The sequence below is a fragment of the Prevotella jejuni genome, assembly GCF_900187995.1.
Lineage (GTDB): Bacteria > Bacteroidota > Bacteroidia > Bacteroidales > Bacteroidaceae > Prevotella > Prevotella jejuni.
In genome coordinates this window covers 81,238-106,092 of record NZ_FZNZ01000003.1, presented here as the reverse complement: position 1 = coordinate 106,092, position 24,855 = coordinate 81,238, and the positions used below count along the sequence as shown (strand labels likewise).

At 43.1% G+C, this 24,855-nt stretch carries 20 protein-coding genes and 2 tRNA genes; 19 read left to right on the top strand and 3 right to left on the bottom strand.

Annotation, left to right across the window (positions count from 1 at the left end; translation table 11 throughout):
* Positions 1-47 precede the first annotated feature (47 nt).
* Positions 48-1,190 carry a bifunctional diaminohydroxyphosphoribosylaminopyrimidine deaminase/5-amino-6-(5-phosphoribosylamino)uracil reductase RibD gene (gene ribD / locus CHB62_RS01735; RefSeq protein WP_089365437.1) on the bottom strand — a complete coding sequence of 381 codons (1,143 nt, stop codon included), beginning with the start codon at positions 1,188-1,190 and terminating at the stop codon, positions 48-50.
* 27 nt (positions 1,191-1,217) lie between these two features.
* Between ribD and prmC the strand changes: the two genes are divergently transcribed.
* From prmC to CHB62_RS01645, 18 genes are all read left to right on the top strand, one after another.
* The gene (prmC, locus tag CHB62_RS01730; protein ID WP_089365480.1) at positions 1,218-2,081 is read left to right on the top strand and encodes a peptide chain release factor N(5)-glutamine methyltransferase; all 864 of its coding nucleotides are present in this window, start codon (positions 1,218-1,220) and stop codon (positions 2,079-2,081) included.
* A complete protein-coding gene (locus CHB62_RS01725; protein ID WP_009012623.1) occupies positions 2,078-2,596 on the top strand; it encodes a regulatory protein RecX in 519 nt (172 codons plus the stop codon). Before prmC ends, CHB62_RS01725 begins: the two co-directional genes overlap by 4 nt.
* A complete protein-coding gene (locus CHB62_RS01720) occupies positions 2,580-3,287 on the top strand; it encodes a ComF family protein (RefSeq protein WP_089365436.1) in 708 nt (235 codons plus the stop codon). Before CHB62_RS01725 ends, CHB62_RS01720 begins: the two co-directional genes overlap by 17 nt.
* A 461-nt stretch (positions 3,288-3,748) precedes the next feature.
* Entirely contained in the window at positions 3,749-6,940 is a 3,192-nt protein-coding gene (locus tag CHB62_RS01715; protein WP_089365435.1) for a SusC/RagA family TonB-linked outer membrane protein, read from the top strand.
* A 9-nt stretch (positions 6,941-6,949) separates the two neighbouring features.
* On the top strand, positions 6,950-8,509 hold the full coding sequence (locus CHB62_RS01710) for a RagB/SusD family nutrient uptake outer membrane protein (RefSeq protein ID WP_089365434.1): 1,560 nt from the start codon (positions 6,950-6,952) through the stop codon (positions 8,507-8,509).
* Positions 8,510-8,591: 82 nt separating this feature from the next.
* Positions 8,592-9,629, top strand: coding sequence for a glycoside hydrolase family 18 (locus CHB62_RS01705; protein ID WP_089365433.1), 1,038 nt, complete (start codon positions 8,592-8,594; stop codon positions 9,627-9,629).
* Positions 9,630-9,634: 5 nt separating this feature from the next.
* Positions 9,635-10,780, top strand: coding sequence for a DUF1735 and LamG domain-containing protein (locus CHB62_RS01700; RefSeq protein WP_089365432.1), 1,146 nt, complete (start codon positions 9,635-9,637; stop codon positions 10,778-10,780).
* A gap of 29 nt (positions 10,781-10,809) precedes the next feature.
* A complete protein-coding gene (locus tag CHB62_RS01695; RefSeq protein WP_089365479.1) occupies positions 10,810-12,168 on the top strand; it encodes a BT_3987 domain-containing protein in 1,359 nt (452 codons plus the stop codon).
* A gap of 20 nt (positions 12,169-12,188) precedes the next feature.
* The gene (locus tag CHB62_RS01690; protein ID WP_089365431.1) at positions 12,189-13,166 is read left to right on the top strand and encodes a hypothetical protein; all 978 of its coding nucleotides are present in this window, start codon (positions 12,189-12,191) and stop codon (positions 13,164-13,166) included.
* A 1,294-nt stretch (positions 13,167-14,460) separates the two neighbouring features.
* Positions 14,461-15,093, top strand: a complete 633-nt coding sequence (gene pyrE / locus CHB62_RS01685; protein ID WP_089365430.1) for an orotate phosphoribosyltransferase — start codon at positions 14,461-14,463, stop codon at positions 15,091-15,093.
* A gap of 176 nt (positions 15,094-15,269) precedes the next feature.
* Positions 15,270-15,719: an SRPBCC family protein gene (locus CHB62_RS01680; protein ID WP_089365429.1), complete on the top strand. Its 450-nt coding sequence runs from the start codon at positions 15,270-15,272 to the stop codon at positions 15,717-15,719.
* Between the two features lie 29 nt (positions 15,720-15,748).
* Entirely contained in the window at positions 15,749-16,333 is a 585-nt protein-coding gene (locus CHB62_RS01675; protein WP_089365478.1) for a hypothetical protein, read from the top strand.
* A 320-nt stretch (positions 16,334-16,653) separates the two neighbouring features.
* Positions 16,654-16,739 (top strand) — tRNA-Leu (locus CHB62_RS01670).
* Positions 16,740-16,757: 18 nt separating this feature from the next.
* A complete protein-coding gene (locus tag CHB62_RS01665; RefSeq protein WP_089365428.1) occupies positions 16,758-17,753 on the top strand; it encodes a TlpA disulfide reductase family protein in 996 nt (331 codons plus the stop codon).
* Positions 17,754-17,764: 11 nt separating this feature from the next.
* Positions 17,765-19,306: a YifB family Mg chelatase-like AAA ATPase gene (locus CHB62_RS01660; RefSeq protein WP_089365427.1), complete on the top strand. Its 1,542-nt coding sequence runs from the start codon at positions 17,765-17,767 to the stop codon at positions 19,304-19,306.
* 81 nt (positions 19,307-19,387) lie between these two features.
* Positions 19,388-20,101: a DUF4919 domain-containing protein gene (locus CHB62_RS01655; RefSeq protein ID WP_089365426.1), complete on the top strand. Its 714-nt coding sequence runs from the start codon at positions 19,388-19,390 to the stop codon at positions 20,099-20,101.
* A 624-nt stretch (positions 20,102-20,725) separates the two neighbouring features.
* Positions 20,726-21,196: a transcription elongation factor GreA gene (greA, locus tag CHB62_RS01650; protein WP_089365425.1), complete on the top strand. Its 471-nt coding sequence runs from the start codon at positions 20,726-20,728 to the stop codon at positions 21,194-21,196.
* 23 nt (positions 21,197-21,219) lie between these two features.
* Positions 21,220-21,618, top strand: a complete 399-nt coding sequence (locus tag CHB62_RS01645) for an HIT family protein (protein ID WP_089365424.1) — start codon at positions 21,220-21,222, stop codon at positions 21,616-21,618.
* A gap of 166 nt (positions 21,619-21,784) precedes the next feature.
* Here CHB62_RS01645 and CHB62_RS01640 read toward each other — a convergent pair whose 3' ends face one another.
* Entirely contained in the window at positions 21,785-22,876 is a 1,092-nt protein-coding gene (locus tag CHB62_RS01640; protein ID WP_089365423.1) for a mannose-1-phosphate guanylyltransferase, read from the bottom strand.
* A gap of 188 nt (positions 22,877-23,064) precedes the next feature.
* Between CHB62_RS01640 and CHB62_RS01635 the strand changes: the two genes are divergently transcribed.
* Positions 23,065-23,146 (top strand) — tRNA-Leu (locus CHB62_RS01635).
* A gap of 110 nt (positions 23,147-23,256) precedes the next feature.
* On the opposite strand, the gene CHB62_RS01630 is transcribed toward CHB62_RS01635, so the two are convergent.
* On the bottom strand, positions 23,257-24,822 hold the full coding sequence (locus CHB62_RS01630) for a sulfatase (protein ID WP_089365422.1): 1,566 nt from the start codon (positions 24,820-24,822) through the stop codon (positions 23,257-23,259).
* Positions 24,823-24,855: the final 33 nt, after the last annotated feature.

Here is a 24,855-nt window from a genome sequence, read left to right as displayed (position 1 = left end):
AAATTGTTTGTAGATGTTTTGTTGTATCGAAGGGAGATTATTTTAGCCTATTCTCGTTCGTAAGTAATTATCGTGTTGACATACTTTTCTATCTTCGCAACACATAGGTTCTTAGGCAGTTTAGGTGCTTCTACACCCTTGCCGACCGTGAAGGTCGCTTCTTCTATTCGTATCTCGTCCCATAGCCCAGCGTTAAGAAAACTCTGTAAAGTCTTTGCACCGCCCTCCACGATGAGGCTTTGTTTCTTTTCAGCATAGAGATGCGACAGCACATCGGCTGGGGTTGCAAATTCATTAGCCCTTGTTGGTCGACTTGTTAGTACTATTTTCTCAGGATTAGGACCGCTCCATTCCCTCACTGTCAGCTGTGAATGCTCCAGTTCTTCTGTTGTCTTACCAACGAGAATAGCATCATTCTCAGCCCTCATCTTGTGTACTAACATTTTTGTGAAGGGGGTAGAGATAATTAGTGGTTGATAGTCTTTACCCGGCAAGTTGCCAATGCAAGCCACAGGAGATTTTTCCTTACAAGTATTTTCACCCTCTTTACTACCATTTATAACACGTGCATTGTTAGCAGAATATTGGTGATTACTTTCCTCTCCATGAGTGTTCGGTGAGGAGGAGGGGATAGTTGTAGTGTTGAGTGGTGTGTCAGTCGGTGTACAGCTTAGTGCGTTCTCCTCTCTACATTTAGCCTCGGCCCACTTCAAAATGACGTACGGTCGGTGGTGAGTATTATATGTTATAAATCGTTTGTTCAGCTCTAAACACTCCTTCTCTAAGACACCCACCGTCACTTCTATCCCTGCTTTGCGCAGTTTCTCAACCCCTCTTCCATGCACTTCGGCAAAGGGGTCGATGCAACCACATACGACACGGCGCACTCCCTTACTGATGATAAGGTCGACACAAGGAGGAGTCTTGCCATAATGAGAGCAAGGTTCAAGACTAACGTAGACTGTTGCTTCATGGAGCAAAGCCTCATCCTCATTCTTAACTGACGCAAAGGCATTCACTTCAGCGTGTCCCTCACCGCAACGAACATGGTAGCCTTCACCGATAATCTTACCCTCCTTGCTCACAATGACAGCCCCAACCATAGGGTTAGGTTTAGCCAATAGCTGGCCATTGCGTGCTAATTGCAAGCAACGACGCATGTATTTTTCGTCAATATCTTCTTGTTTCATATCATTAAAATTCCTATCTTTGCAGCTATGACATACCAAGATTTATGGCACAGGCTCACTCCCTTGTATGATGACAAAGAGGCACAGGCTATCGTTCGGCTTGTGCTGGAGGTGCAGTTTGGCATTACGCTGACCGATATATATACTGGCAAAGTTAATGAATTATCCCGAAATGAGGTGGAGGAATTAGATAAAATCATCTCTCGTTTGGAGCGTTCAGAACCCGTACAGTATGTCCTCGGACGTGAAACCTTTTGTGGACGTGCTTTCCATGTGGCACCAGGAGTACTGATACCGCGCCCAGAGACAGAGATACTTTGCCGTTGGATAGAAGAAGATTACAACCGTCCTTATTGTGCCTTACAGCCTCCTGTGCCCCTACAGGTGCTGGATGTGGGTACTGGTAGCGGTTGTATTGCTGTTACCTTGGCTTCCGATTTACGCAATTCGGCTGTTACGGCGTGGGATATATCGGGTGATGCACTACTCATAGCACGTGAGAATGTACATCAGTGGCAGGTTCGTGTTGAGCTAAAGATGGAGGATGCGCTTCATCCTTCAGCATCGGCTATGCAACAGCAGTTTGATGTTATCGTCAGTAACCCACCTTATATCTGCGAAAAAGAACGAACAGCGATGGCGAAGAATGTACTTGCGTATGAGCCAGAAACGGCGCTCTTTGTGCCAGATGATGACCCACTGCGCTTCTATCGTGCAATAGCCGAATACGGTCTGCAGGTTTTCTCGGAGGAAGGTACACTTTATTTTGAAACCAATCCTATATATATAAATAAGGTGAAGGAAATGTTAAGCTGCTTAGGTTACAAGCAGATAGAACAGAGAGAAGACCAGTTTGGTAAGCTCCGCTTCATTAAAGCCATCCGACCATGATACAGAAACGACCCATGATGGAGCCACAGGCCCTGAAGAAACTTGCCGATTTATGTGCGAAAGGCGAACATTGCTCTGGCGAGATGTTAGAGAAGATGCGTAAATGGGGACTGTCAGAAGATGCGCAAGCACGTATTATGGAGAAGTTGATAACGCTGCATTACGTTGACGATAGCCGTTACACGGAGTCTTTCGTACATGATAAAATCCGCTATAACAAGTGGGGTAGGAGGAAGATTGAGCAGGCCTTATGGATGAAAAAGGTAGATAGTGCTATCTCTTCGCCTATCCTCGATACCGTGGAAGACGAGGAGTACCTCGCAGTCTTACGTCCGCTGTTAGCAAGTAAGTATCGCACTATTAAGGCAGAGAGCGATTACGAACGTTCAATGAAGCTGATAAAGTTTGCGATGGGACGTGGATTTACGATGGAACTAATCCGTAGGTGTATAGATGAAGGAGTCGTTGATGCGGATGGCGATGTAGACTTTGTAGACGATGACACAGACGATTAGTTTATTGGCTCGCCTGATAGACACCCTTGCCCCTCGTTCGTGTACGATGTGTGGTGGGCGTTTAACGGTTACGGAGGAGGTGATGTGTGCTTGTTGTAACCATCGTCTCCCACGTACCTATTATTCTAAATCGGCTTATGACAATAAGCTTGTGCGCCTCTTTTGGGGTAGGATACCGATAGAGAAAGGTGCTGCATTCTTTTTCTATAAAGCCCATTCAGATACCAGTCGACTGATTTATAGCCTCAAATACGATAAGCACCCCGAGATAGGCGAGACTCTTGGGCGTCTTGTCGCAGCCGAGTTTGGCCAAGATAGTTTCTTTGATGGAATCACCGCAGTGGTCCCTGTGCCCCTTGCTCGGCAGCGTGAGCGTGAAAGAGGGTATAATCAGAGTGAAGAGTTAGCACGTGGCATCAGTTCAGAAACTGGTCTACCCGTCTTAGAGAAAGTGTTAGAACGTATCAGTTTCCATGGTAGTCAGACGCAGAAAGGGCGTTGGGAACGTAATGAAAACGTAGAGAAAGCCTTCCGACTCATTGACTCCTCCGCTCTTAACAACCAACACATCTTGTTAGTTGATGACGTGATTACGTCGGGTGCCACCCTTGTTGCTGCAGCAAAAGAGCTTCTTAAAGCAACGAATGTCAAGATTAGTGTACTCTCACTTGGCTTTGCTAATAATGAATAAATGCCTTAATTTTTTTGTAGTTTGTTTTTTTTTCTTACTTTTGTAGGTGCATACCAAATAGCAAAAAATAACTAAAAACAATTTACTTTATGATTGTCTACGGACAAATACATAAGAGTATAACCTAAACAAAAGCCTTAACCAATGCGAAGCAAGAACCTTAATGTTATGAAAAAGTTATCAGATGGAACCTTTGTTGGGTAATAGAAAGAGAGACTTTGATGTCTAATTAAAATCTAATAAGATGGTCTCTATCAGTCTGATAAGTCGCAATTTACTTTAATCAAACCGATGTTTAAGAAGAGAAGGTGACTTGGAAACATTAACAAAAAGGATGCTTCTGCAGTACATTTGTATATAAGTAAAAATCTAAACAAGAAACTGCTCCTAAGTAGAAAAGTACTTGTGGGGCAGAAGGATATTAATAATAGAAATATTAACCTTTAAACACTAAATCAGAAATGAGTAACAAGAGTAATGGTCTTTACCTGGCCGCATTCCTGTTATGTCTGAATCTAAACATGCAAGCTCATGATGTTGCGGCGAATAAGAAAGGCGTAACATTAGATGATGTCATGGCTACATTGAGACAAAGGAATGGAGATGTTGTTTCTGTCTCGTCAACAAAAGCTGCTCAAAAGGCGGTGAATGAGGGCGAGAAGAAGAAAGTTGTCGGAGTCGTAAAGGATGAGAATGGAGAGCCAGTAATCGGTGCAACCATTCGTCTGAAGGGTACCCAAGGAGGTGCAGTGACTGATATTGATGGTCGGTTTACGCTGATGGCAGTAGAAGGTGATGAGCTTGAAGTCTCCTACATAGGCTATACTACCAAGTCGGTACGTATCGGTAAGGCTGATAACTACGACATCAGTCTGTCTATGGCCAATGCGAAAGAGTTGAACGAAGTTGTTGTCACGGCTCTTGGTATTAAACGCGAACAAAAGGCTTTGAGCTATAATGTACAGCAGGTGAGCAGTGATGCGTTGGGAACCAACAAAGATGCTAACTTTATTAATTCGCTCAGTGGTAAGGTAGCCGGAGTGAATATCAATGCCAGTTCGTCTGGTGCTGGTGGCGCATCGAAGGTTGTGATGCGTGGAACACGTAGTATCGAGCAGTCAAGTAATGTCTTGTATGTTATTGACGGAGTACCAATGTTCAACCTTGGTGGGACCGGTGATGCTATCTTCGGCTCTAATGGTACGACGGAGGCAATTGCCGATATCAACCCAGAAGACATCGAGAGCATGTCTGTCTTGACGGGTGCAGCAGCCGCAGCGTTATATGGTAACCGTGCTTCTAATGGTGCTATCGTTATCACAACGAAGAAGGGAAAGAAGGGACATACGGAGTTTACCGTCAGTCAGAGTACTGAGTTCTCTTCAGCTTTCCGCCTTCCAGAGTTCCAGAACCGTTATGGCACGGGTAGTAGTATGCGTGATGCTGGTGGCGATAGTTATAGTTGGGGACGTCTTCTGAATGATGTTAACTATATGGGATATGACCCAGCAAAGGACTATCTCAAGACAGGTGTTATGACGACGGAGGCTTTCACCCTCTCTACAGGTTCTGAAAAGAATCAGAGTTATTTCTCTGCCAGTGCATTGAACTCGGGTGGTATTATTCCTAATAACCGTTATAACCGTTATAACTTCACCTTCCGTAATACTTCCAGTATGCTGGGAGACAAGCTACTTTTGGATGTTGGCGCAAGTTATATCATACAGAATGACCGCAACATGACCAACCAAGGTGTGTATGCAAACCCATTAGTATCAGCTTATCTCTATCCACGTGGCAACGACTACAATGATATGGCGATGTTTGAATACTACGATACAACACGTGGTATATATACTCAGAATTGGAATAACTTGCTCAGTGAGTTTGTTGGTCAGAACCCTTATTGGATCAACTATCGTAACCTGCGTGTTAATAAGAAGTATCGCTATATGATGAATGCGGGACTTACTTATAAGGTGACAGACTGGTTGAATGTAGTAGGGCGTATCCGTATTGATAATGCAACGAATACTTTTGAGAAGAAATACTTTGCCAGTACGAACACGACAATAGCTGGTGCTAATGGTCAGTATGCCAAGATGAAGACTGATGATAAGCAGGTGTATGGTGATATAATGCTTAATGTTAACAAGCATCTCATGCAGAACAAGTTGTCATTGGTGGCTAACGTCGGTGCGTCAATCTCTGATATTAAGCAGGACCAGACCGGTCTTGACGGTCCTATAGCAGATAATCTTATTCCTAATGTATTCAATGAATACCAGGTAGATGCGGCCCGTGAGAAGCGTCTCCCTTATGGTTATCATGAACAGACAAAGTCTCTTCTTGGTAGTTTGGAGCTTGGCTGGAAGAGTCAACTGTATCTTACTGTTACAGGACGTAATGACTGGCCATCTATGTTGGCAGGTCCTCATTCCAATAAGAGTTCTTTCTTCTACCCTTCAGTGGGTGGGTCATGGATTATCTCAGAGTCTGTTAAGATGCCAAAGGCTATTAACTATCTGAAAGTCCGCGGTTCTTTTGCATCTGTAGGTATTCCATTCCTTCGCAACATAGCGAACCCTAAGTATGAATGGGATAATACAACAAAGCAGTGGAAGAGCCAGACAATCTATCCAATCTATGACTTGAAGCCTGAAACAACTAACTCTTGGGAGGTTGGTTTACAAGCTCGTTTCTTCAAACACTTCAACTTGGACGCTACACTCTATTGGACTAAGACATTCAATCAGACGTTTAATCCAGACATCTCTGTGTCATCTGGTTACTCAGCCCTTTATATCCAGACTGGTAATGTGTCAAACAATGGACTTGAGTTGGCCTTAGGTTATAGCAATAATTGGGGTGGCTTCGGCTGGTCAAGCAATTATACTTTAAGCTCTAACCGTAACCGTATTAATGAGTTAGTTCGTAATTACGTACATCCAGAGACTGGGGCTGTTATCAATAAAGACCGCCTCGATGTAGGAGGATTAGGTAATGCGCACTTCATCCTCAAGGAGGGTGGTACCTTAGGTGACCTTTATTCATTGACAGATATTAAGCGTGATGATAAGGGATATATCTATGTAGACAAGGATGGAAAGGTTTACCGCAACAATAATGTTGGTGACGTGAAGTTGGGTTCAGTGTTCCCTAAAGCGAATATGGCATGGCGCAACGATTTCTCTTACAAGGGTTTTAATCTTAGCGTAATGGTCAGTGCACGTTTTGGTGGTATTGTTTATTCAGCGACCCAAGCAGCGCTCGACCTTTATGGTGTGTCTGAGTCAAGTGCAAAGGCACGTGATAAGGGATATGTTGAAGTGAATGGTAATGATTATCTCACACCTGAATCATGGTACTCAACAGTAGGAGGTAGCGATGGAATCCCACAGTACTATACTTATAGTGCAACCAATGTACGTCTGCAAGAGGCAAGTCTTAGCTACACCTTCAAGAAGAACCATTTCTTTGGATTGGGTGATTTGACACTTTCAGTGACAGGTCGTAATCTATTGATGTTCTATTGTAAGGCACCTTTTGACCCTGAGACAACAGCAACAACAAGCAACTATTATCAGGGTATAGATAAGTTCATGACACCAAGTACGAGAACTATTGGTTTCAATATCAAACTTAAATTCTAATTAAAAGTTATGAAACAAATAAGAAATATCATATTGTCAACGGTATCGGTAGGCTTGGCGATGAGCTTGGCTGGCTGTACCAATAGCTATGAGGACTATAATCAAGACCCCTATGGTGTATCGAAGAAGGAGACAGAACGTGATGCCTATTCTTTGGGTGCAGCTATGATAAACTTGCAAAGTTGGGTTGTTCCTACGGATGTCAATACTAATCAGTTCACAGAGTGTCTGTGTGGTGGTTCGTATGGTGGCTATCTTTCTGATTCAAATGCGGGTTTTGCAGGTAAGAACTTTGCACAGTATAGTCCTGAGAACGGCTGGAGTCGTGTTCTTTTCAGAGACTTCCTACCAAAGCTTTCTATCTATTTCAATGAGGTGAAGAGTGCTACAGATGAGCCTGTTCCATTAGCAGTAGCACAGATAGTAAAGGTAGCTGGTATCCATCGTGTTACTGATGCGTATGGTCCGATACCTTATTCTAAGGTGGGACAGAACGGTGAGATTACCGCTCCATACGACTCTCAAGAGGATGTCTACAAGTTAATGTTCAAGCAGTTGGACGAAGCCATTGCTACACTTACAGCCAATCGGACATTTAACTTCTCACCAAAGGCTGATAAGGTCTATGCTGGTAATGTAGAAAAGTGGATTAAGTTTGGTAATTCTCTGCGTCTTCGTTTAGCGGTTCGTATATCGAAGGCCGACCCAGCATTGGCTAAGCAAGAGGCTGAAGCATCAATAAATAATGCGGTAGGTGTGATGAGCTCCAATGATGACAATGCCTTTATGACTTTGTCGAACACTAATCCTTTCGAGGTGGTGATGTATGAGTATAATGGTGGTGACTCACGTGTTGGAGCAGATATAACCACTTATATGAATGGTTATAACGACCCTCGTAGAGAAGCCATGTTTACCCAGTCGACTTTAGAAAACGCTACTAATGGTTATTATGGATTACGTTCAGGTATTCAGATCCCTGGTGCTGAGATAGCTCATGCGTACAGTAACTATAAGGTAAAGACCGATTCAAAGCTCATGTGGATGAATGCTGCGGAGGTTGCTTTCCTACGTGCTGAGGGCGCATTGAGGAACTGGAACATGGGAGGTACGACCAGTGATTTCTATAAGAAAGGTGTTGAATTGTCCTTCGAGCAGTGGGGTGTGAAGGGAGCAGCGGCTTATCTGGCTGACAATACCCGTACCCCTGCAGTCTATACAGACCCTGCAGGACTCAATACATATACTGGTCCTGTATCGACAATCACTGTTGCTTGGGATGATAATGACACACCCGACCACAAGTTAGAACGTATTATTACCCAGAAATGGTTGGCTATGTTCCCACTTGGTTTGGAGGCTTGGGCAGACTATCGACGCACAGGTTATCCAAAGCTGATGCCTGTGAAGGTGAATAATAGCGGTGGTGTCGTAAGTAGTGAGCGTGGTGCTCGTCGTCTATCTTACCCACAGGAAGAGCGTCGTAACAACCTTGAAAACTACAACGCAGCTGTTGGCATGCTTGGTGGAGCTGATAACATGGCTACAGATGTGTGGTGGGCAAAGTAATGAATGACTAATTAACAAGGATGAAGATGGGGCATATCATAGATATGTTACCTATTCAACTGTTTAATAATAAAGAATAAAGATGAAAAATATCATTAAGTATATAGCATATTCAACAGTCTGTGCAGTAGCGTTACTTATGTCAAGCTGCGATACAGACGTTGAACCTGTTGATATCAATCAGCCTGGTATTGAGCGTCAGAACCCTGAACTCTACCAGCGCTATCTTGCAAGTATTCGAGCTTACAAGGCAAGTAATCATAAGATTATGATGGTATGGTTTGATAATAGTCAGGCTGTCCCATTTACGCAGGCACAGCACATCAACGCTATCCCTGACAGTGTAGATTACGTCGTACTGACACAGCCAAGCATGATGACTGAGCAGTTACTGCAAGAAATCGATGAAGTAAGAAATCAAAAGGGCATGAAGGTTATGTTCCAAATAAGCTGTGATGACATCAAAGCAGCCTACGAAGCACAGAAGAAAGCGTTCATGGCAAAGAGCGAGAATGCGGGTAAGAAATTCCGTGACTTCAATGGTTTCCTCGTTGATTCAGTGAATACACAGCTCCATCTTGTGGATAAGTATAACTATGATGGTGTCATCATGGGATTTAATGCGAAGCTTACACACTATCTGAACGACCAAGAGAAGGCTGAAGCTATCGCTTTAGAAAATGTCTTCTTGGGTATTTCAAAAGACTGGAAGGCACGTCATCCGAAAAAAGAGCTGATTATGATGGGACGTCCACAGCATGTTGCAGACAAGAGCTTACTTGAACAAGCACGCTACCTCATCATCCCTTCACAGGATGAGAAGTCTGTCTCTGGTGTCGACTATTTGGTTCGGAAGGCTGCTGTGGAGGGTGTTCCAACCGACAAGTTCATCATAATGGCCAATAATAAGTCTATTGATGAGACCGACACGAAGACGGGTTATTGGGGCAAGACATTGGCTATGTACGGTATTGCTAAGTTTGTTGCTGCAGACCACACAGGCTATACATGTGCTGGAATGGGCTTGTTGAATGCGAATGTTGATTATTATAACGCCTCATTTACCTATCCGAATTTGCGCAAAGTAATCTCAACTATTAATCCAACCGTTAAAGAGTAAAGGACATGAAGAAGCTATTTAAATATATTCCTATCCTGTTGGCTACTTGGTTGATAGTAGCTTGTCAGAACAATGATGAGGCCGACTTTAAGAATAAGGCATTCATTGATGGTAAGACATTTACGACAGAGACTATCATAAAAGGTGCTGGTAGTATGGTGAAGTCGTTGACACTCTCCACCTCTCGTCCTGCTGAAAAGGACTTGAATGCGACTTTTAAGGCAGCCCCTCAGATGGTTGATACTTATAATAAAGCTTACTATAACAAGGCTGTTCTACTGCCAGATAGCTGCTACAGTATCCTTGTGGGTGATGTAAAAATCAATCAGGGAAGTGTGAAGAGCAACGCTGCTCAGTTTGAGTTCTCTAAGCTCGGCGGTCTTGACCGCTCTACTACCTATGTCCTTCCAGTAACAGTTGAGTGCAATGATATAGAGTTGTTGCAGTCTGCTAAGAATTATTACTTCGTATTCCGTGCTGGTGCACTCATCAACGTTGTCGCTGACGTGAGTAGGAACTATCTTCAAGTAGAGTGGAAGACACCAGAGCTTGTCACCGATATGAAGCAGATAACGATGGAAGCACTTATCTATCCACGTGAGTTCGGTAAGCTTATTTCTACCATAATGGGCATTGAAGGCAACTTCCTTATGCGTATCGGCGATGCGGGCTTCCCTGATAATCAGATACAGATAGCCACTGGTGCGGGCAATTTCCCTGACTATGACTCTAATAAGGGACTGCAGACAAAGCGCTGGCAGCATGTGGCCATGACCTATAATGCTGATACACGTGAGGTGAAGGTGTATGTAAATGGCATCTTACAGTCGCAGGGTACGCTTCGTCTTAGGTCTGTAACCATTAAGGGTAACTCGGCTGACCGCATGTTCCTCATTGGTAAGTCTTATGATGACGCACGCTGGTTTGAAGGTGATATGGCCGAAGTTCGTGTGTGGAATGTGGTTCGTACACAGGAGGAGATAGCCACTCACTTCTATAGTGTTGACCCTAAGACGCCAGGCCTTGTGGGCTATTGGAAGATGGATGATAATACGAGTCCTAACATTGTGAAAGATGCTACGGGCAATGGTAATGACGCTAAAGCCAACAAACCATTATCATGGCATAATGTTTCATTACCAGAGAAATAATCTGTTAAACGCTTAATCAAATGACATTTATGAATATGAATAAAATAAAAACCATCGCTCTTTCGATAGCAGGTATGGCTTTAGCTCTATCCTGTTCAGAGAGTATTGACGTGCCTCTTGTTGATGAAGGCGGTTATAAAACATTGGAGAATAACCTTGCTTTCATCACCGATAAGTATGGATGTAGCAATGTTGACTCTCTCGTTTTCAATGAGAATGGGACAATAGACTTCTATGTCAACCTTACACAAGCACCTAAGGCGAATGAAGATTACACATTGGTCTATGATGCCAAAGTACTTGAAGGCTACAATAAAACGAAGGGTACAGCTATCGAAGCTATGCCTGAAGCGCTCGTTACTATTGACGGTACAGCTACCGTAGCAGCCGGTGCAACGAAGTCTTCTAAGGTGGCTGTTAAGTACACTACGGCCTCAGAGCTGAAGGAGAATGGCGTATATGCGATTCCTTTGAAGGTGAAGGGTGCAAGTCAAACCTCAAAGGAAAAGGGCGAGTTCATACTCTTTGTGCGTGATATCAGTAAGATGCCTAATTGCCATAAGGACAATGGCTTGCAGGTAATCAGCTGTATGGAGGTGAACGATGCAAACCCACTTCACAACCTGTGTTATACATTAAAGGAATCAAAGAAGTATGTCTTCGATCAGGTTATCCTCTTCTCTGGCAACATAAACTACAATGCTGAGATAGGAGAAGTGTATAACTATAATAATGAGAACGTACAACATCTGCTCGACTACAAGGAGAAGTACTTGAAACCTTTGCAGGAGAAAGGGATGAAAGTCATCCTTGGTATTCTTGGAAACCATGACCGCTCTGGTGTTGCCAACCTCTCGAAGGAGGGCGCAATAAAGTTTGCACAGGAGTTGAAAGCTGTTGTTGAGGCTTACGAGCTCGATGGTGTCTTCTTTGATGACGAGTATTCAAGCTACGGAAGTTACCCTGGCTTTGTCACACCATCAGTTGAAGCAGCGTCTCGCTTATGCTATGAATGTAAGCGCATCATGCCTGACAAACTCGTTGAGGTTTATGTCTATGGGCGTACAAGTAGCTTGACAACCATTGATGGACATAAGCCAGGCGAGTATATCGACTATGCTCTACAGGATTACGGACGCTATGGTGACCTTTCTCCTTATTATGAAGACTTGTCACCTAAGGGTATGATACAAGGTTCGTCAGAGTTTGGACAAGGCCGTATCATCTCTCTTAATACTGCACGCTCTATCAAGACAGATGGTTACGGAGGGACTATGGTATTCGGTTTGACCCCACGGAACGGTTATGTGACACGTCTGAACAATATCACACGTGCCTTCTATGGAGAAGAAACCGTACTGACGGGTAGTTATGCAAAAGATTGGTAACATACTTAAACAATGATACAATGAAACTGAAATATATCTATTCAGCCCTAATGGCGGCTGTTCTTCTGCTTGGCTTCACAGCATGTAGCAGCGATGAAGATACTCCGACGACAAAGCCTGAACCAAAGGTTGAGACGGCACTTACGTTTGATACCGATACTGTGAGTGTGGGAGTAGGTGAGACAACTACGTTTAATGTGACGGCAGGAGGTGGTGATTACAAAGCTTTCTGTGAGAATCCAGATATAGCAACACTATCTATTCAAGGCAATGCGATTACAATCTCTGCTGTTAAAAATGGTTATACGGGTGTTGTTGTCTCTGATGCAGCGGGCAACTATAAGCGTTTAATCGTGAAGGCAATGTACAAGAAGATCCTTCTTGATAAGGAAGAAGTTAATGTGAGCATGAAGGTGGGACACACCGATGGCACTGCTGTGGTTACTGTTACGGGTGGTAATGGTGGCTATGAGGCTGTCAGTGATCATGGAGACATTGCTGAAGTGCACTCTATTGTTGATAGTGTAATAACTATCAGAGGCGTTAGCAATGGTACGGCAATGGTTACTATCAAGGATAAGATGGGGCTTACCAAGACGGTGAAGGTGACGGTTACTACAACCGATATTCCTTTCACAGAGGAGGAGAAGGCTTCAATCATGGCTTCTACTGAACCTATCATGGTCTTTGACGACGGCAGATCACGTCAGTATGGTAGTATGAGAATTGGTCAAGAAGATGGTAAAAGGATTGCTGAGTGGAACTATAGCGATTATCTTTACCTTAAATGCTGGTTCACTGGCGACCTTACTGTTGGTATGAAGGCAGAAGGTAAGGTTGGTGTCAAGACTGATTATTGGGGTGAATCAACCACGTATGAGGGGGTAAATGTCGAGATTATCAAAGTGTCCGATACGCAGGTATGGGGACTTATGTGGCTCTTGAAGGATAATTACCTCCACTATGGTTACTTTATCCTACCAATTGATAATGATTAATCTATCGTCTCCTTCTCTGTAAAGGGACACTAAACATGCAAACTGAAATAGTCAAGATATTTCGGTAATTATCTCCCTCTCCATTCGAAGCGATGTTTGGAGAGGGAGATTTCTTTCCTTACAGGGAAGGGGGAGATTGCTGAGTTTATTCCTATAAGGTGCTGGCCTCACCCCCAACCCCTCTCCGAATGGAGAGGGGCGTAGTATGTGAGGTTACCCCTATTGGCCTACTTGCATAGGTCTTTGGGACTTCTTTCTCTCACAGAACTCACAGATTTAGCAGAACCTTTTTGCGCACTGTTTCGAACTCACAGAACGCCTCCGGCATACAGAACTCACAGAACGTTACAGCTAAAGGAGGGTGTTGGGTGTTGGTTGTTAGGTGTTGATGATTAGCTAACGTTGGCTGTAAGGTTCTGTGAAATCGGTTGACTTAATGTCTCTGTGGAATGCTGTGTGTTCTGTTCATCTGTGAGTTCTGTGAGAAAAAGAATGTTCCTCCGTGAAAGTGAAAACTCTAAACATCCAAACAGGAACTGTCAGAATTTTTCAGTTGTCACGCCCTTCTCTGTTTGAGGAAAGGCCAAGCTGGATATGAGAAGATGCTCTTCTGCGTTCAAGAAGGTGCCCTTCTTGCGTGTTAAAGACGCCCTTCTTGATGCAAGAAGGGCGTCTTCTTTAATGCTATGTGTAATGGGTTGATTTGTAGTGGGTTATAAAGCATGCGGTAGAGGATGGCATACTTCTGTTTTGAAGATGTTTACTTCGACTTCATGTAATGATTTTTCGAAAAGTTGCTGATGCCTCCGAGGTATGAAGAGGTTATCATAATGTCACTTGTAGAAGGGCTGGCAAATGGAGTAGGTTAGGTTTTTCTGTCATGGAAAGACAGACTTGGAGGTGATAAGAGGTGGTTGAAACATCACTTGAAAAGTTGGGTAGATGCTATTTATAAGTAGGTGATGTTGGTTTACATATAAGATATAACATAGAGGAGAAGCGTTGTTTGTGTGTTTGCGTATTCTCATTTTGTCTTCATTTCTTCTTCTTCTTTCGTTGTGTTTTTGAGTGATAGCAATAGTGTAGAGGAGCAGTACGAGTGTAGAATATTGTCAAGTAAGTTGATGCGTAGCGTTGTAAGAAAACGAGACAGAGATAAAAGCGAATGAAAGACAGTTTGTAGTAGATACGAGGAGTATCTGTTATCATTATCTTCTTTTATAGTCTTTTTATCCTTAGATATCAGAAAAATTGTGTAAGTTTGCACTTAGTATTATAACTATAAACTATCGAGATGGAAGATTTAAAGAAAGTCTTTGCAGGCAAACTGCTCGGAATTAAAGCCATTAAGTTGCAACCTAATGACCCTTTTACGTGGGCAAGTGGTTGGAAATCACCCTTCTACTGTGATAATCGCAAGACGTTGTCGTTCCACGATGTACGTTCGTTTGTGAAGCTCGAGTTGGTTCATGCCATCCTTGCAAACTTCCCAGAGGCTACGGCCGTGGCTGGTGTTGCAACGGGAGCAATCGCTCAGGGTATGCTTGTTGCCGATGAGTTGGCCTTACCCTACGCATACGTTCGTCCGAAGCCAAAGGACCATGGCATGAAAAACCAGATTGAAGGTGAATTGCCAACAGGCTCAAAGGTGGTCGTTGTAGAAGACCTTATCTCTACAGGTGGCTCTTCTCTGAAGGCCGTAGCAGCTCTGCGTGAGGCAGGCTTTGAGGTTGTGGGTATGGTAGCCTCTTATACTTACGGTTTTCCAGTAGCCGAGGAAGCCTTCCGAGAGGCTCATGTAAAGTTGGTGACCCTCACCGATTACGAGCATGTCGTTGAGAAGGCACTTGAGACAGGATATATTAAAGAAGACGAGGTAGCCCTGTTGCATGATTGGCGCAAGGACCCAGCAAATTGGAAAAAGTAGTCTTTTAACATTCCGTATGGAGTAACATAATTTATTTCTTGCGGACTGTTTGTAAATGAGTGATAGTAGCGGGCGCCTTGTTAGTGCGTCCCTACCTTTATTTGTCATCTTCTCTTACAATCAGTCTTGCTATCTTATAGCCCTCCACTCTATAACTCCTCTAATAAAGATAAGTAATGACAAAGTTTGAAAGTAGTGTAAAGCAGATTCCTCACTCTCAAGAGAGTGTATATAAAACGTTGAGTGACTTGAATAATGTACAGCGTCTGAAAGAGCGTCTTCCAGAAGGTTCAACAGGCGATGCTGATATGGATAAGGTGAAAGAAAGATTACAGAATATCACCTTTGACCAGGACTCTCTGTCTGTGAATGTAGAGCCTGTTGGTCAGATTTCTATGCGTATCATAGAGCGTGACGAGCCTAAGACGATAAAGTTTGAAAGTGATAATTCGCCATTATCCTTTAACTTCTGGATTCAGATACTCCCTGTTTCTGAGTCTTCCTCAAAGATGAAACTCACGATAGATGCTGATATTCCTTTCTTTGCAAAGGGTATGGTGTCAAAGCCACTACAAGAGGGTATTGAGAAGATTGCCGATGCCTTGGCAATGATTCCGTTCGAATAATATTATTACATGTGGAGAGTAAAATTATGATGAGACGTTGTGTTCAATCTGTTCTCTTACTGTTTCTTATCCTATTATCATCATGTGGTGATAGGGTGGACTATGAATACAGTAGCCGTCGTATCTTTTTTACTTTCCATAACGATACGCATCAAGACCCTATCCTTGCCTCTGCGCTCAACTTAATGTCACCAGGAGTATATTGTATCATACGGTATTCATACGTTAGTGGGCGTCATAGCTTCTCTTTTGAGAATAATCAAGGACTGCGTTCGGGCTCTCCGGTGTGGTTTGATGGTATCGATCTTAGACTGGAGAGTTGGAAGCATGTGGGACAGAACAATGGACTTATAGTCGGGTATGGTAATCTTGACGTTCCTGCTCCATTGTATGCATACGACCTGCAATGTCCTAATTGCTTTCAGCCGAATGTACTTCCTTTGCGCTCTTATGAATTAAAATTAAGTGGTGATGGCTTTGCCTTTTGTACTAACTGCCATCGTAAGTATAACCTTAATACTGGGGGTAACATCGTGAGTGGCGAGGGGGGTAAGAAACTTATCCGTTATCGTGTTAATTGTACGGGACCAACTGGCGTTTTGGGCATTAATTAGTACTGTGACTTTTATTGTCACTTTCATGGTAGCACACATGTTTTATGCATGTGTGATACGTTCGTCTTTCATCGCAATTACCCCTTTTACTCGTAGCGTGCATTGATGTTGACTAACATAGAAAAGGCCCCTTTCACCCTTTAACGATTTGTTGAGCCACAGAATACGTAGGAAGTTTAGTACTATATTATATAGGTGTATGTTGATAGAGTCAAGTAGAGAAAAATCATAAATAGCGATACCAATCAACCTAATAAGTTCAAAAAAGCATGAAAAATTTTGTTAGTTCGAAGATTTAGCCTTATCTTTGCAATCGGTTTGCCGCAATGGTGGAATTGGTAGACACGAGGGACTTAAAATCCCTTGGCCAGTAATGGCTGTGCGGGTTCGAGTCCCGCTCGCGGCACTTTCTTCTTAAATCTCAATGCGCATGAGGCGAATAGCATATATACTCTTGTTCTCCCTGCTGTTAGTTTCTTGTGGTACTCGTAGCGGTTACTTCAAGATGGAGGGGCGTTTCTTGCACATGAATCAAGGTGAACTTTATGTTTATAGCCCAGATGGGGGTATCAATGGTTTAGATACTATCAAGATTGAGGCTGGACGCTTCTCTTATGAGAAACCTTGTAGTAAACCTTCTACATTAATTATAATCTTCCCTAATTATTCTTCGCAGCCTATCTTTGCCGAATCGGGTGAGGCGGTAGACGTAAAAGCTGATGCTTCCCACCTAAAAGAGATGGAGGTAGAAGGAACGAAGAATAATGAACTGATGACTAAGTTCCGTAAGCAGATAGCAAGTGTATCCCCTCCTGAGGAGATGAAATATGCGATAACGTTTATCAACGACCATCCAGAGTCGCCTGTGAGTGTATATCTGCTCAATCGTTACTTTATTCAAACGGAATCTCCTAACTACAGTCAGGCGGCGAAACTATTGCGGGTATTGATGAAGGAACAGCCTGAAAATACCGATTTGGGTCGTCTTCAACGGCAATTAACCGAATTAGGCTCGTTGCCAGTCGGTAGTAAGATGCCTAGGTTTTTAGCCAAGGATATAAATGGAAAAGTCGTGAATAATTCGACATTCCAAGGGAAGGATATTGTTATTATCAATACTTGGGCCGCATGGAGTTATGAGAGTCTTGACATTCAGCGTGCGCTGAGTGATGCTGTGAAGGCAGGGAAGATTGCTGCTATGGGTATCTGTATTGATGCCAATCCCAAGGAGGTAAGGCAGTCATTAGAGCGTGACGGCATAGAATTTCCTAATGTCTGTGATGGGAAGCTGCTGAATACTCCATTGCTCAAAACCTTTGGACTTAATACTGTACCAGATAATATTGTCATTCGCAACGGGAAAGTAACAGAAAGGAATATCACCGCTAATACTATCCGTCAGCGTTATGGCACTGACTAAAAACCAATAGTGTGCTTGTAAAAACATTCTGTGCAGCTGTCAACGGAATGGAAGTCACCACCGTGACAGTCGAAGTTAGTATTACGCGTGGCGTATTGTTCCACCTTACCGGGCTGGCAGATGGCGCGGTAAAGGAAAGCCATGACCGTATTGCAGCAGCACTTCTCAATAATGGGTATAAGTTCCCTGTAGCCGATATCACCGCTAATCTCGCTCCTGCCGACCTCAAGAAAGAAGGCTCCAGTTTTGACCTCCCATTAGCAATCGCTATTCTTGCTGCTAATGAGAAGATGAGTTATGATCGTTTGCGAGAGTTCATGCTTGTGGGAGAATTGAGTCTCGATGGGACCTTGCAACCAGTAAAAGGTGTGCTTCCTATCGCTATCAAGGCACGTGCAGAGAAATTTAAGGGAATCATCGTACCCAAAGCGAATGAGCACGAAGCAGCTGTGGTAGATACGTTAGAGGTCTACGGAATGGAGAATATATTACAAGTTATTGATTTTCTTAATGGTAGCTCCAATCCAGAACCCTGTTTCGTTGATACGCGAAAAGAATTCTATGAACATCAATATGCTTTTGATCTCGATTTTGCAGATGTTCGTGGACAGGAGAATGTAAAGCGAGCTTTAGAAGTGGCAGCCGCTGGCGGACATAATCTTATTATGGTTGGACCGCCAGGAAGTGGAAAGAGTATGATGGCAAAGCGTCTTCCTTCGATTCTTCCCCCTCTGTCTTTATCGGAGAGTTTAGAGACAACACAGATTCATTCTATTGCGGGAAAACTGAGTCGTGACACTGGATTAATAACGCAACGCCCCTTCCGCAGTCCTCACCATACTATCTCTGAAGTGGCACTCGTGGGTGGTGGTGCTAATCCAATGCCAGGCGAGATAACCCTTGCTCATAATGGAGTGCTCTTTTGTGATGAACTACCAGAATTTAATAAACATACCTTAGAGGTTCTACGACAGCCGTTAGAAGACCGCAAGATAACTATCTCTCGTGCCAAATATACCGTTACTTATCCTTGTAGTTTTATGTTCGTAGCAAGTATGAATCCATGTCCATGTGGCTATTTTGCCGACCCTACACATCATTGTGTTTGTTCGCCAGGACAGATTCAGAAATATCTGGCCAAGATATCAGGACCGCTGATGGACAGAATAGATATTCAGTGTGAGATAGCTCCTCTCCCTTTTAAGGATATCTCACAGGCTACACCGGGCGAACCAAGTGCTACTATTCGTGAACGGGTTATCCGTGCACGTGCTATTCAGACTGAGCGTTTCAGTAGTTATCGTCATATTCATTGTAATGCGCAGATGAATGAACGTATGATTCATGAGTTTGCTGAACCTGATGAGGCCTCCATTAAACTTCTTCGTGATGCCATGGAACGACTTAAACTATCGGCACGTGCCTACAACAGAATTTTGAAAGTGGCTCGTTCTATAGCCGACTTGGAGGCATCGGAGACGGTGCAAGTGCAGCATATAGCTGAGGCTATTGGGTATAGGAACTTAGACAGGAGTGATTGGGCAGAACGATAATTTTTGTTTCTTATCTATTGCCAATAAGAGAATTGATAGGGAATAAGAGAAAAAATAGTATTAAGCATAAAATTAAATGATATGAAAAAGCTATTGATGGTTATGTTGTTGTTGATGAGCTTAGCTGTGTCTGCTGAGACAGGTGACTCATTGATGACAGTAGATTGGGATAGTATAAAGGCTGAGGTGAGAACTAATCCACAGCGTGTACAGAATTTGGTTGATGAGTTTATAAACGTAGACTCTGACTTAACGATGACTGCTAAAGATCGAATCTTAGCTGTCTACGGGCGCACTTACCTCAATAATGGTAGTGACATGAGTATTGAAATTGACATGATGAAGGTTAGACGTGACGGAAAGTTTGAAGAGGCAGCTACGATAGCCGACAGGGTTCTTGCTAAGAATCCGCTTAATACGAATGCACTCATTTCTAAGATCTATTATTTCAGGAAACTCTCTGGTTCTGATCCTGACAAGGAGTGGATGACAAGCGATAGTCTTAGAGTTTATTCTGTCCGTCTTTCGCGTATCTTGGATACTATCTTCATGACGGGTGATGGGAGTAAAGAGCACCCTTTCTCTGTCACCTCTGTAGGTGATGAGTATAATTTTGTGAACTTCTTCCTTGGTATCCTCAAAATCAATGGACAGATGATGATAGAGAAGACCGACCGTCTTATCTTAGGTGATACCAGTGGAGTCTATACTTCGCCTGACATCTATTTTGATATTAAGCGTGTCCTCGAATTAGAGGCAGGAGTGTTTTGCTTAGATGGAAATGAGATAGAGTAGAGGGTGTCTGAGGTCTGCATACTATTTGCCTCTTTAGGTTTATGGGGCGAAAGATACTGTCGTGTCTGTAGCGTCTGTGGACTTTTTGCTATGTATTTGGCGTAAAGCGATTTCTAAAAAACAAATTTTGCTGTCATTACTGTCATGCAATAGAGGCTATTAACTTGTTAATTTATAGTAAGATAGACGAAATGTTAAAAATGACAGCAAATTGATTTTAAACTTATTCAGGTAATTCTATGTAATAATTACTACTTGTTTTGTAGGTGTTATCACATTCATTTCTCAGGAAGAGGAATAAGCAGGGGAGGGCAGTGATAATTATTGGTATTAGATGTGGTTATCTGAGAGGTCAATAAATAAGGATAGAAACTCGTAAAAGATTTCTGTATTACTTGTTTTCATGAGAATATTCAAGATTCTATTCGGCGAAGAATGTTTTTATTGAACATTAATAGATTTTTATCCCATAAAACTTTGATATATCATTTTTTAGCATTATCTTTGCACTGAGGTAAATTAAACATTAAGGCTATAGAATTCCGACATTCATTGAATTGGTGTTGGAATTCTGTTTCTTTATATGTTTTTGAAAAACGGATTAATTATTTAAAACAAGATATTATGGCTTATATGTCACAGGAAGGCTACGATAAGCTCGTAGCTGAGTTGCAGTATTTAGAATCTGTTGAACGTCCCAAGGCATCAGCTGCTATTGCTGAAGCAGCCGATAAGGGCGACTTGAGTGAGAATTCAGAGTATGATGCTGCTAAAGAGGGGCAGCGTCATCTTGAGGCACGTATTGCTGAGATGAAGATGACCGTGGCTCAAGCAAAGATTGTGGATTTGTCACGTTTGAGTACCGATGCCGTGCAGATTATGTCTACTGTTGAGATGACTAACGTGAAGACAAACGCTAAGATGAAGTACACGATTGTTAGTGAGACAGAAGCTAATCTGAAACAGAACAAGATTTCCATCAAGACTCCTATTGCACAAGGACTGTTGAATAAGAAAGTGGGCGACGAGGTTGAAATCACAATCCCTCGTGGTACGATAGTATTGCGCATAGACAAGATATCAATTGATGCTTAAGAACTAAACAAGAGGAGGTTAGTATGACAATATTTAGTAAGATTGCTGCTGGGGAGATTCCCAGTTATAAGTGTGCAGAGAATGAGCAGTTTTATGCGTTTCTTGATATTGACCCAGTAACAAAGGGACATACCCTTGTTGTGCCTCGTAAGGAGGTTGATTATATCTTTGATATGGATGATGATGAGCTTGCTGCCTTTGAAGTGTTTGCCAAGAAGGTGGCACGCGCTATAAAGACTGTCTTTCCATGTAAGAAGGTAGCACAGGTTGTGTTGGGACTGGAAGTCAATCATGCACATATTCATCTCTTGCCAATGAACAGTGAGGCTGATGTTGATTTCAAGCATCACGTACAAGTTGAGGCAGAGGAGCAGAAAGAGATTGCTGCAAAGATTTTCAAAGCTTTTCAGGAATTGGAATAACACTTGGCTTTTCTGGAATAAGATATTATCAAGATGGGGATATACAGTCATTGCATATCCCCGTTTATTATTTTCCTTAATATAAGGAAGCTTCGCTTAGCAAAGTAATCCCACTTTTACCCAATTTGCTACCTTCCTCCTTTGGAGGGGTGGGGGAGGTTTTTATTTATACAAACTCATCCCCCTTTTTTATCTGTACCTCATTCACATATTTCCTTACCAATGCTGAGGAATCTTCTTTCTTGCAGATAAGTAATACGTTGTCTTTTTCTGCAATGATATAGCCATCAAGGCCATTGATGACACCTAATTTGTCTTTGGAGAGTTTTATGATATTATTGGTAGCGTCTTCAAGGATAACATCAGAGTCTATGATGACATTATCTCCCTCTCGCTTGCTTAGTGACTCATAGACACCATGCCACGTACCAAGGTCTGCCCATCCGAAATCGCATTTCATAACATAAACATTATCAGACTTCTCAAGAATACCATGATCTAAAGATATGTTTGGATAGCGTGGGAAGTTCTCACGTATGAAAGCTTCCTCTTCTTCAATTGTAGTAATCTTCTCTCCGCTCTCCTCATCACGAATGACGGATGGAAGAAAACCATAAAGGCACTGGCGTAAGTAGTTGGTGTTAGAAAGGAACAGACCTGTGTTCCAGCACCATTCCTTACTATCCATGAACATCTGTGCAAATTGTCGGTCGGGCTTCTCTGTAAAAGCCTGCACCTTATATATATCACCATTGCCAGTGTAGACACCCTTTTGGATATACCCATAACCTGGCTCTGGTCGGGTCGGGCTAACGCCCATAGTTAGTATAGCGTCGTTGTTCTCAACAAACTGTAGTCCATCGGTAATATTACGAAAGAAAGCATTGTCGTTAACAATCGTCTGGTCAGAGGGGGATACAATGATGTTAGCTTTGGGATCGAACATCATGATACGATGTACTGCCCACGCAACGCTTGGTGCAGTATTACGGTGTATCGGCTCTGCCATGATACGGTCGGATGATACCTCTGGCAATTGTTCTCTAATCAAGTCGAGATAATCGCAACTGGTATTGATATAAATATTCTCTTTAGGAAGAACTTGAGCAAATCGATCGAAGGTTTGTTGAAGTTGAGTACGACCCACACCAAAGAAATCTATAAATTGCTTCGGGTGTTTATCTCTACTGCACGGCCATAATCTTCGTCCCTTGCCACCGGCAAGAATCACGCAATAGTTGTTTTGTTTCGTAGTCATTATTTATTTAAGCTAACCAACATTTGTTTCCTCAAAGGTACCTTATATAACTCATACCTCCAAATCTTTTGATGTTAAATACCGCAAATACTAACGAATCACCGTATTGTCATTAAATAATCCCTCAAAAATTTGCCACATTCAGATTTTCTCTCTACCTTTGCACTCGTTGTTCAGACAACAGCCATGCCCAGATGGCGGAATAGGTAGACGCGCTGGTCTCAAACACCAGTGGGGCAACCCATCCCGGTTCGAGCCCGGGTCTGGGTACTACAAATCCCTTGTGAATCGATGATTTGCAAGGGATTTTTTATTTTATAAGGGATGCTTAAAGTTTTGTTCGATGGTAATGAATAATCATTGGCATTGTAGAGTATGAGTTACTGGGATTGTGGATACGCTTCTTTTTTGTGCGCCACAATCGGTTGCTGGGCCCTCATCTTACGTAAATGGGAGGTGAGGTGGTGGAAAAGGCGGGCCACAAGTTTGGGATGAGAGGGAGCAAGGTCGTGATTCTCGGAGAGGTCGGTTGAGAGGTCATAAAGCTCTTTATTCCCTGTAAGATACGAATAGATTAGTTTCCACTTTCCCTCACGAATAGCACAGTTGAGGCTGATGCCCAGTCCTTCACCATCCCATATATTGGGATAGTTCCACACCAGTTGACGCTTCTCAAAACCCTGTTGCCTACCACGAAGTATCGGTGTAATATCTTTCCCATCAATAGTCTGTGGTACATGATAGTGCTTGATTCCCGCCATAGAGAGCAGGGTAGGGTAAAGGTCCTCGATGATTATCGGTGTATGCGAACGTGAGTTGGGCTTTACTACGTGGTTCCATTTCACAATGAAAGGCACTCTTATCCCTCCTTCATATAGTGACCCTTTACCGCTCTTGAGTGGTGCATTCTGTGTGTAAAGCTCCCCGTCTCTCCAATAGGACGATGAGGCAAGTCCTCCATTATCACTCATAAAGATGATAATCGTCTCTCGCTTGAGTCCAGCCTGCGCCACCCAGTCCATGAGGTCGCCCAAACTTTTATCCATTCCAGCAATCAACGAGGCGTAGGCAGCCTCCTTCTCCGATAGTCCACGTGCACGATAGGTGGGATAGAAGCGCATATCTCGGTCGATGGGAACGTGTACGGCGTAATGAGACATATATAGATAGAACGGCTGGTCATACTTTTTTGCCTTCTCCAAATCCGCTATCGCCTCCCGTGTAAGGGCTTCAGTCGCAAAGATGCCAGTCCCCCAATAACGTTCCAAGCCAGGTATTGCGAAGGGAGATGTGGACTTTCTATCCTTAGTAAAGCCATAGTTACGCTCACTAAGATAGGTTGCTAAGCCACCAGCAGCAGTACCAGTTATGTTTGTATCGAAGCCAAAGTGACAGGGATTCTCACCTGGAGTATCAATCGCACCCCAGTGTGCTTTCCCACAATGTATGGTGTGATAGCCCGCATTCTTTAGTAGTTGTACGAAGGAAATCGCCTTTGCTGTATGCCCCACATTACCACTCTGTGCAATACCATTGTAATTCCAATCAGGTAGTGTGACCCCATCTCGCTTCCCATCTGTCATCTGGTCGCGATGTAAGGTCCAATTCGTTACCCGATGCCGTGCCATATTCATGCCAGTCATCAAGCTACATCTTGAGGGCGAACTGATAGGTGTTGCGTACGCATCTGTGAACATCATCCCCTCTGCAGCAAGTCTTTCCATATTCGGGGTGTCGTATTTTCGATTATTAGCGGTAATCGAATCTGCAAAAGGAAGGGACGTATCCTGCCATCCCATATCATCAACCATAAAGAAGATAATATTGGGTTGTGTCTTTATTTGTTGTGCTTTAGCTGGAAGGAGAGCCCCTATTGACATCAACGAAGCCGTTACGTACAGGGGAGAAGGGCGTCTCGTGAAATGGAAGAGATAGGTATTCTTCATTGTTGATAATTATTGCTTGGGTTCTTAGTCATG

Coding starts and splice junctions, on each gene's coding strand:
- ribD (WP_089365437.1), bottom strand. CDS start 1,190: ATGAAACAAGAAGATATTGACGAAAAATACATGCGTCGTTGCTTGCAA.
- prmC (WP_089365480.1), top strand. CDS start 1,218: ATGACATACCAAGATTTATGGCACAGGCTCACTCCCTTGTATGATGAC.
- CHB62_RS01725 (WP_009012623.1), top strand. CDS start 2,078: ATGATACAGAAACGACCCATGATGGAGCCACAGGCCCTGAAGAAACTT.
- CHB62_RS01720 (WP_089365436.1), top strand. CDS start 2,580: ATGACACAGACGATTAGTTTATTGGCTCGCCTGATAGACACCCTTGCC.
- CHB62_RS01715 (WP_089365435.1), top strand. CDS start 3,749: ATGAGTAACAAGAGTAATGGTCTTTACCTGGCCGCATTCCTGTTATGT.
- CHB62_RS01710 (WP_089365434.1), top strand. CDS start 6,950: ATGAAACAAATAAGAAATATCATATTGTCAACGGTATCGGTAGGCTTG.
- CHB62_RS01705 (WP_089365433.1), top strand. CDS start 8,592: ATGAAAAATATCATTAAGTATATAGCATATTCAACAGTCTGTGCAGTA.
- CHB62_RS01700 (WP_089365432.1), top strand. CDS start 9,635: ATGAAGAAGCTATTTAAATATATTCCTATCCTGTTGGCTACTTGGTTG.
- CHB62_RS01695 (WP_089365479.1), top strand. CDS start 10,810: ATGAATATGAATAAAATAAAAACCATCGCTCTTTCGATAGCAGGTATG.
- CHB62_RS01690 (WP_089365431.1), top strand. CDS start 12,189: ATGAAACTGAAATATATCTATTCAGCCCTAATGGCGGCTGTTCTTCTG.
- pyrE (WP_089365430.1), top strand. CDS start 14,461: ATGGAAGATTTAAAGAAAGTCTTTGCAGGCAAACTGCTCGGAATTAAA.
- CHB62_RS01680 (WP_089365429.1), top strand. CDS start 15,270: ATGACAAAGTTTGAAAGTAGTGTAAAGCAGATTCCTCACTCTCAAGAG.
- CHB62_RS01675 (WP_089365478.1), top strand. CDS start 15,749: ATGAGACGTTGTGTTCAATCTGTTCTCTTACTGTTTCTTATCCTATTA.
- CHB62_RS01665 (WP_089365428.1), top strand. CDS start 16,758: ATGCGCATGAGGCGAATAGCATATATACTCTTGTTCTCCCTGCTGTTA.
- CHB62_RS01655 (WP_089365426.1), top strand. CDS start 19,388: ATGAAAAAGCTATTGATGGTTATGTTGTTGTTGATGAGCTTAGCTGTG.
- greA (WP_089365425.1), top strand. CDS start 20,726: ATGGCTTATATGTCACAGGAAGGCTACGATAAGCTCGTAGCTGAGTTG.
- CHB62_RS01645 (WP_089365424.1), top strand. CDS start 21,220: ATGACAATATTTAGTAAGATTGCTGCTGGGGAGATTCCCAGTTATAAG.
- CHB62_RS01640 (WP_089365423.1), bottom strand. CDS start 22,876: ATGACTACGAAACAAAACAACTATTGCGTGATTCTTGCCGGTGGCAAG.
- CHB62_RS01630 (WP_089365422.1), bottom strand. CDS start 24,822: ATGAAGAATACCTATCTCTTCCATTTCACGAGACGCCCTTCTCCCCTG.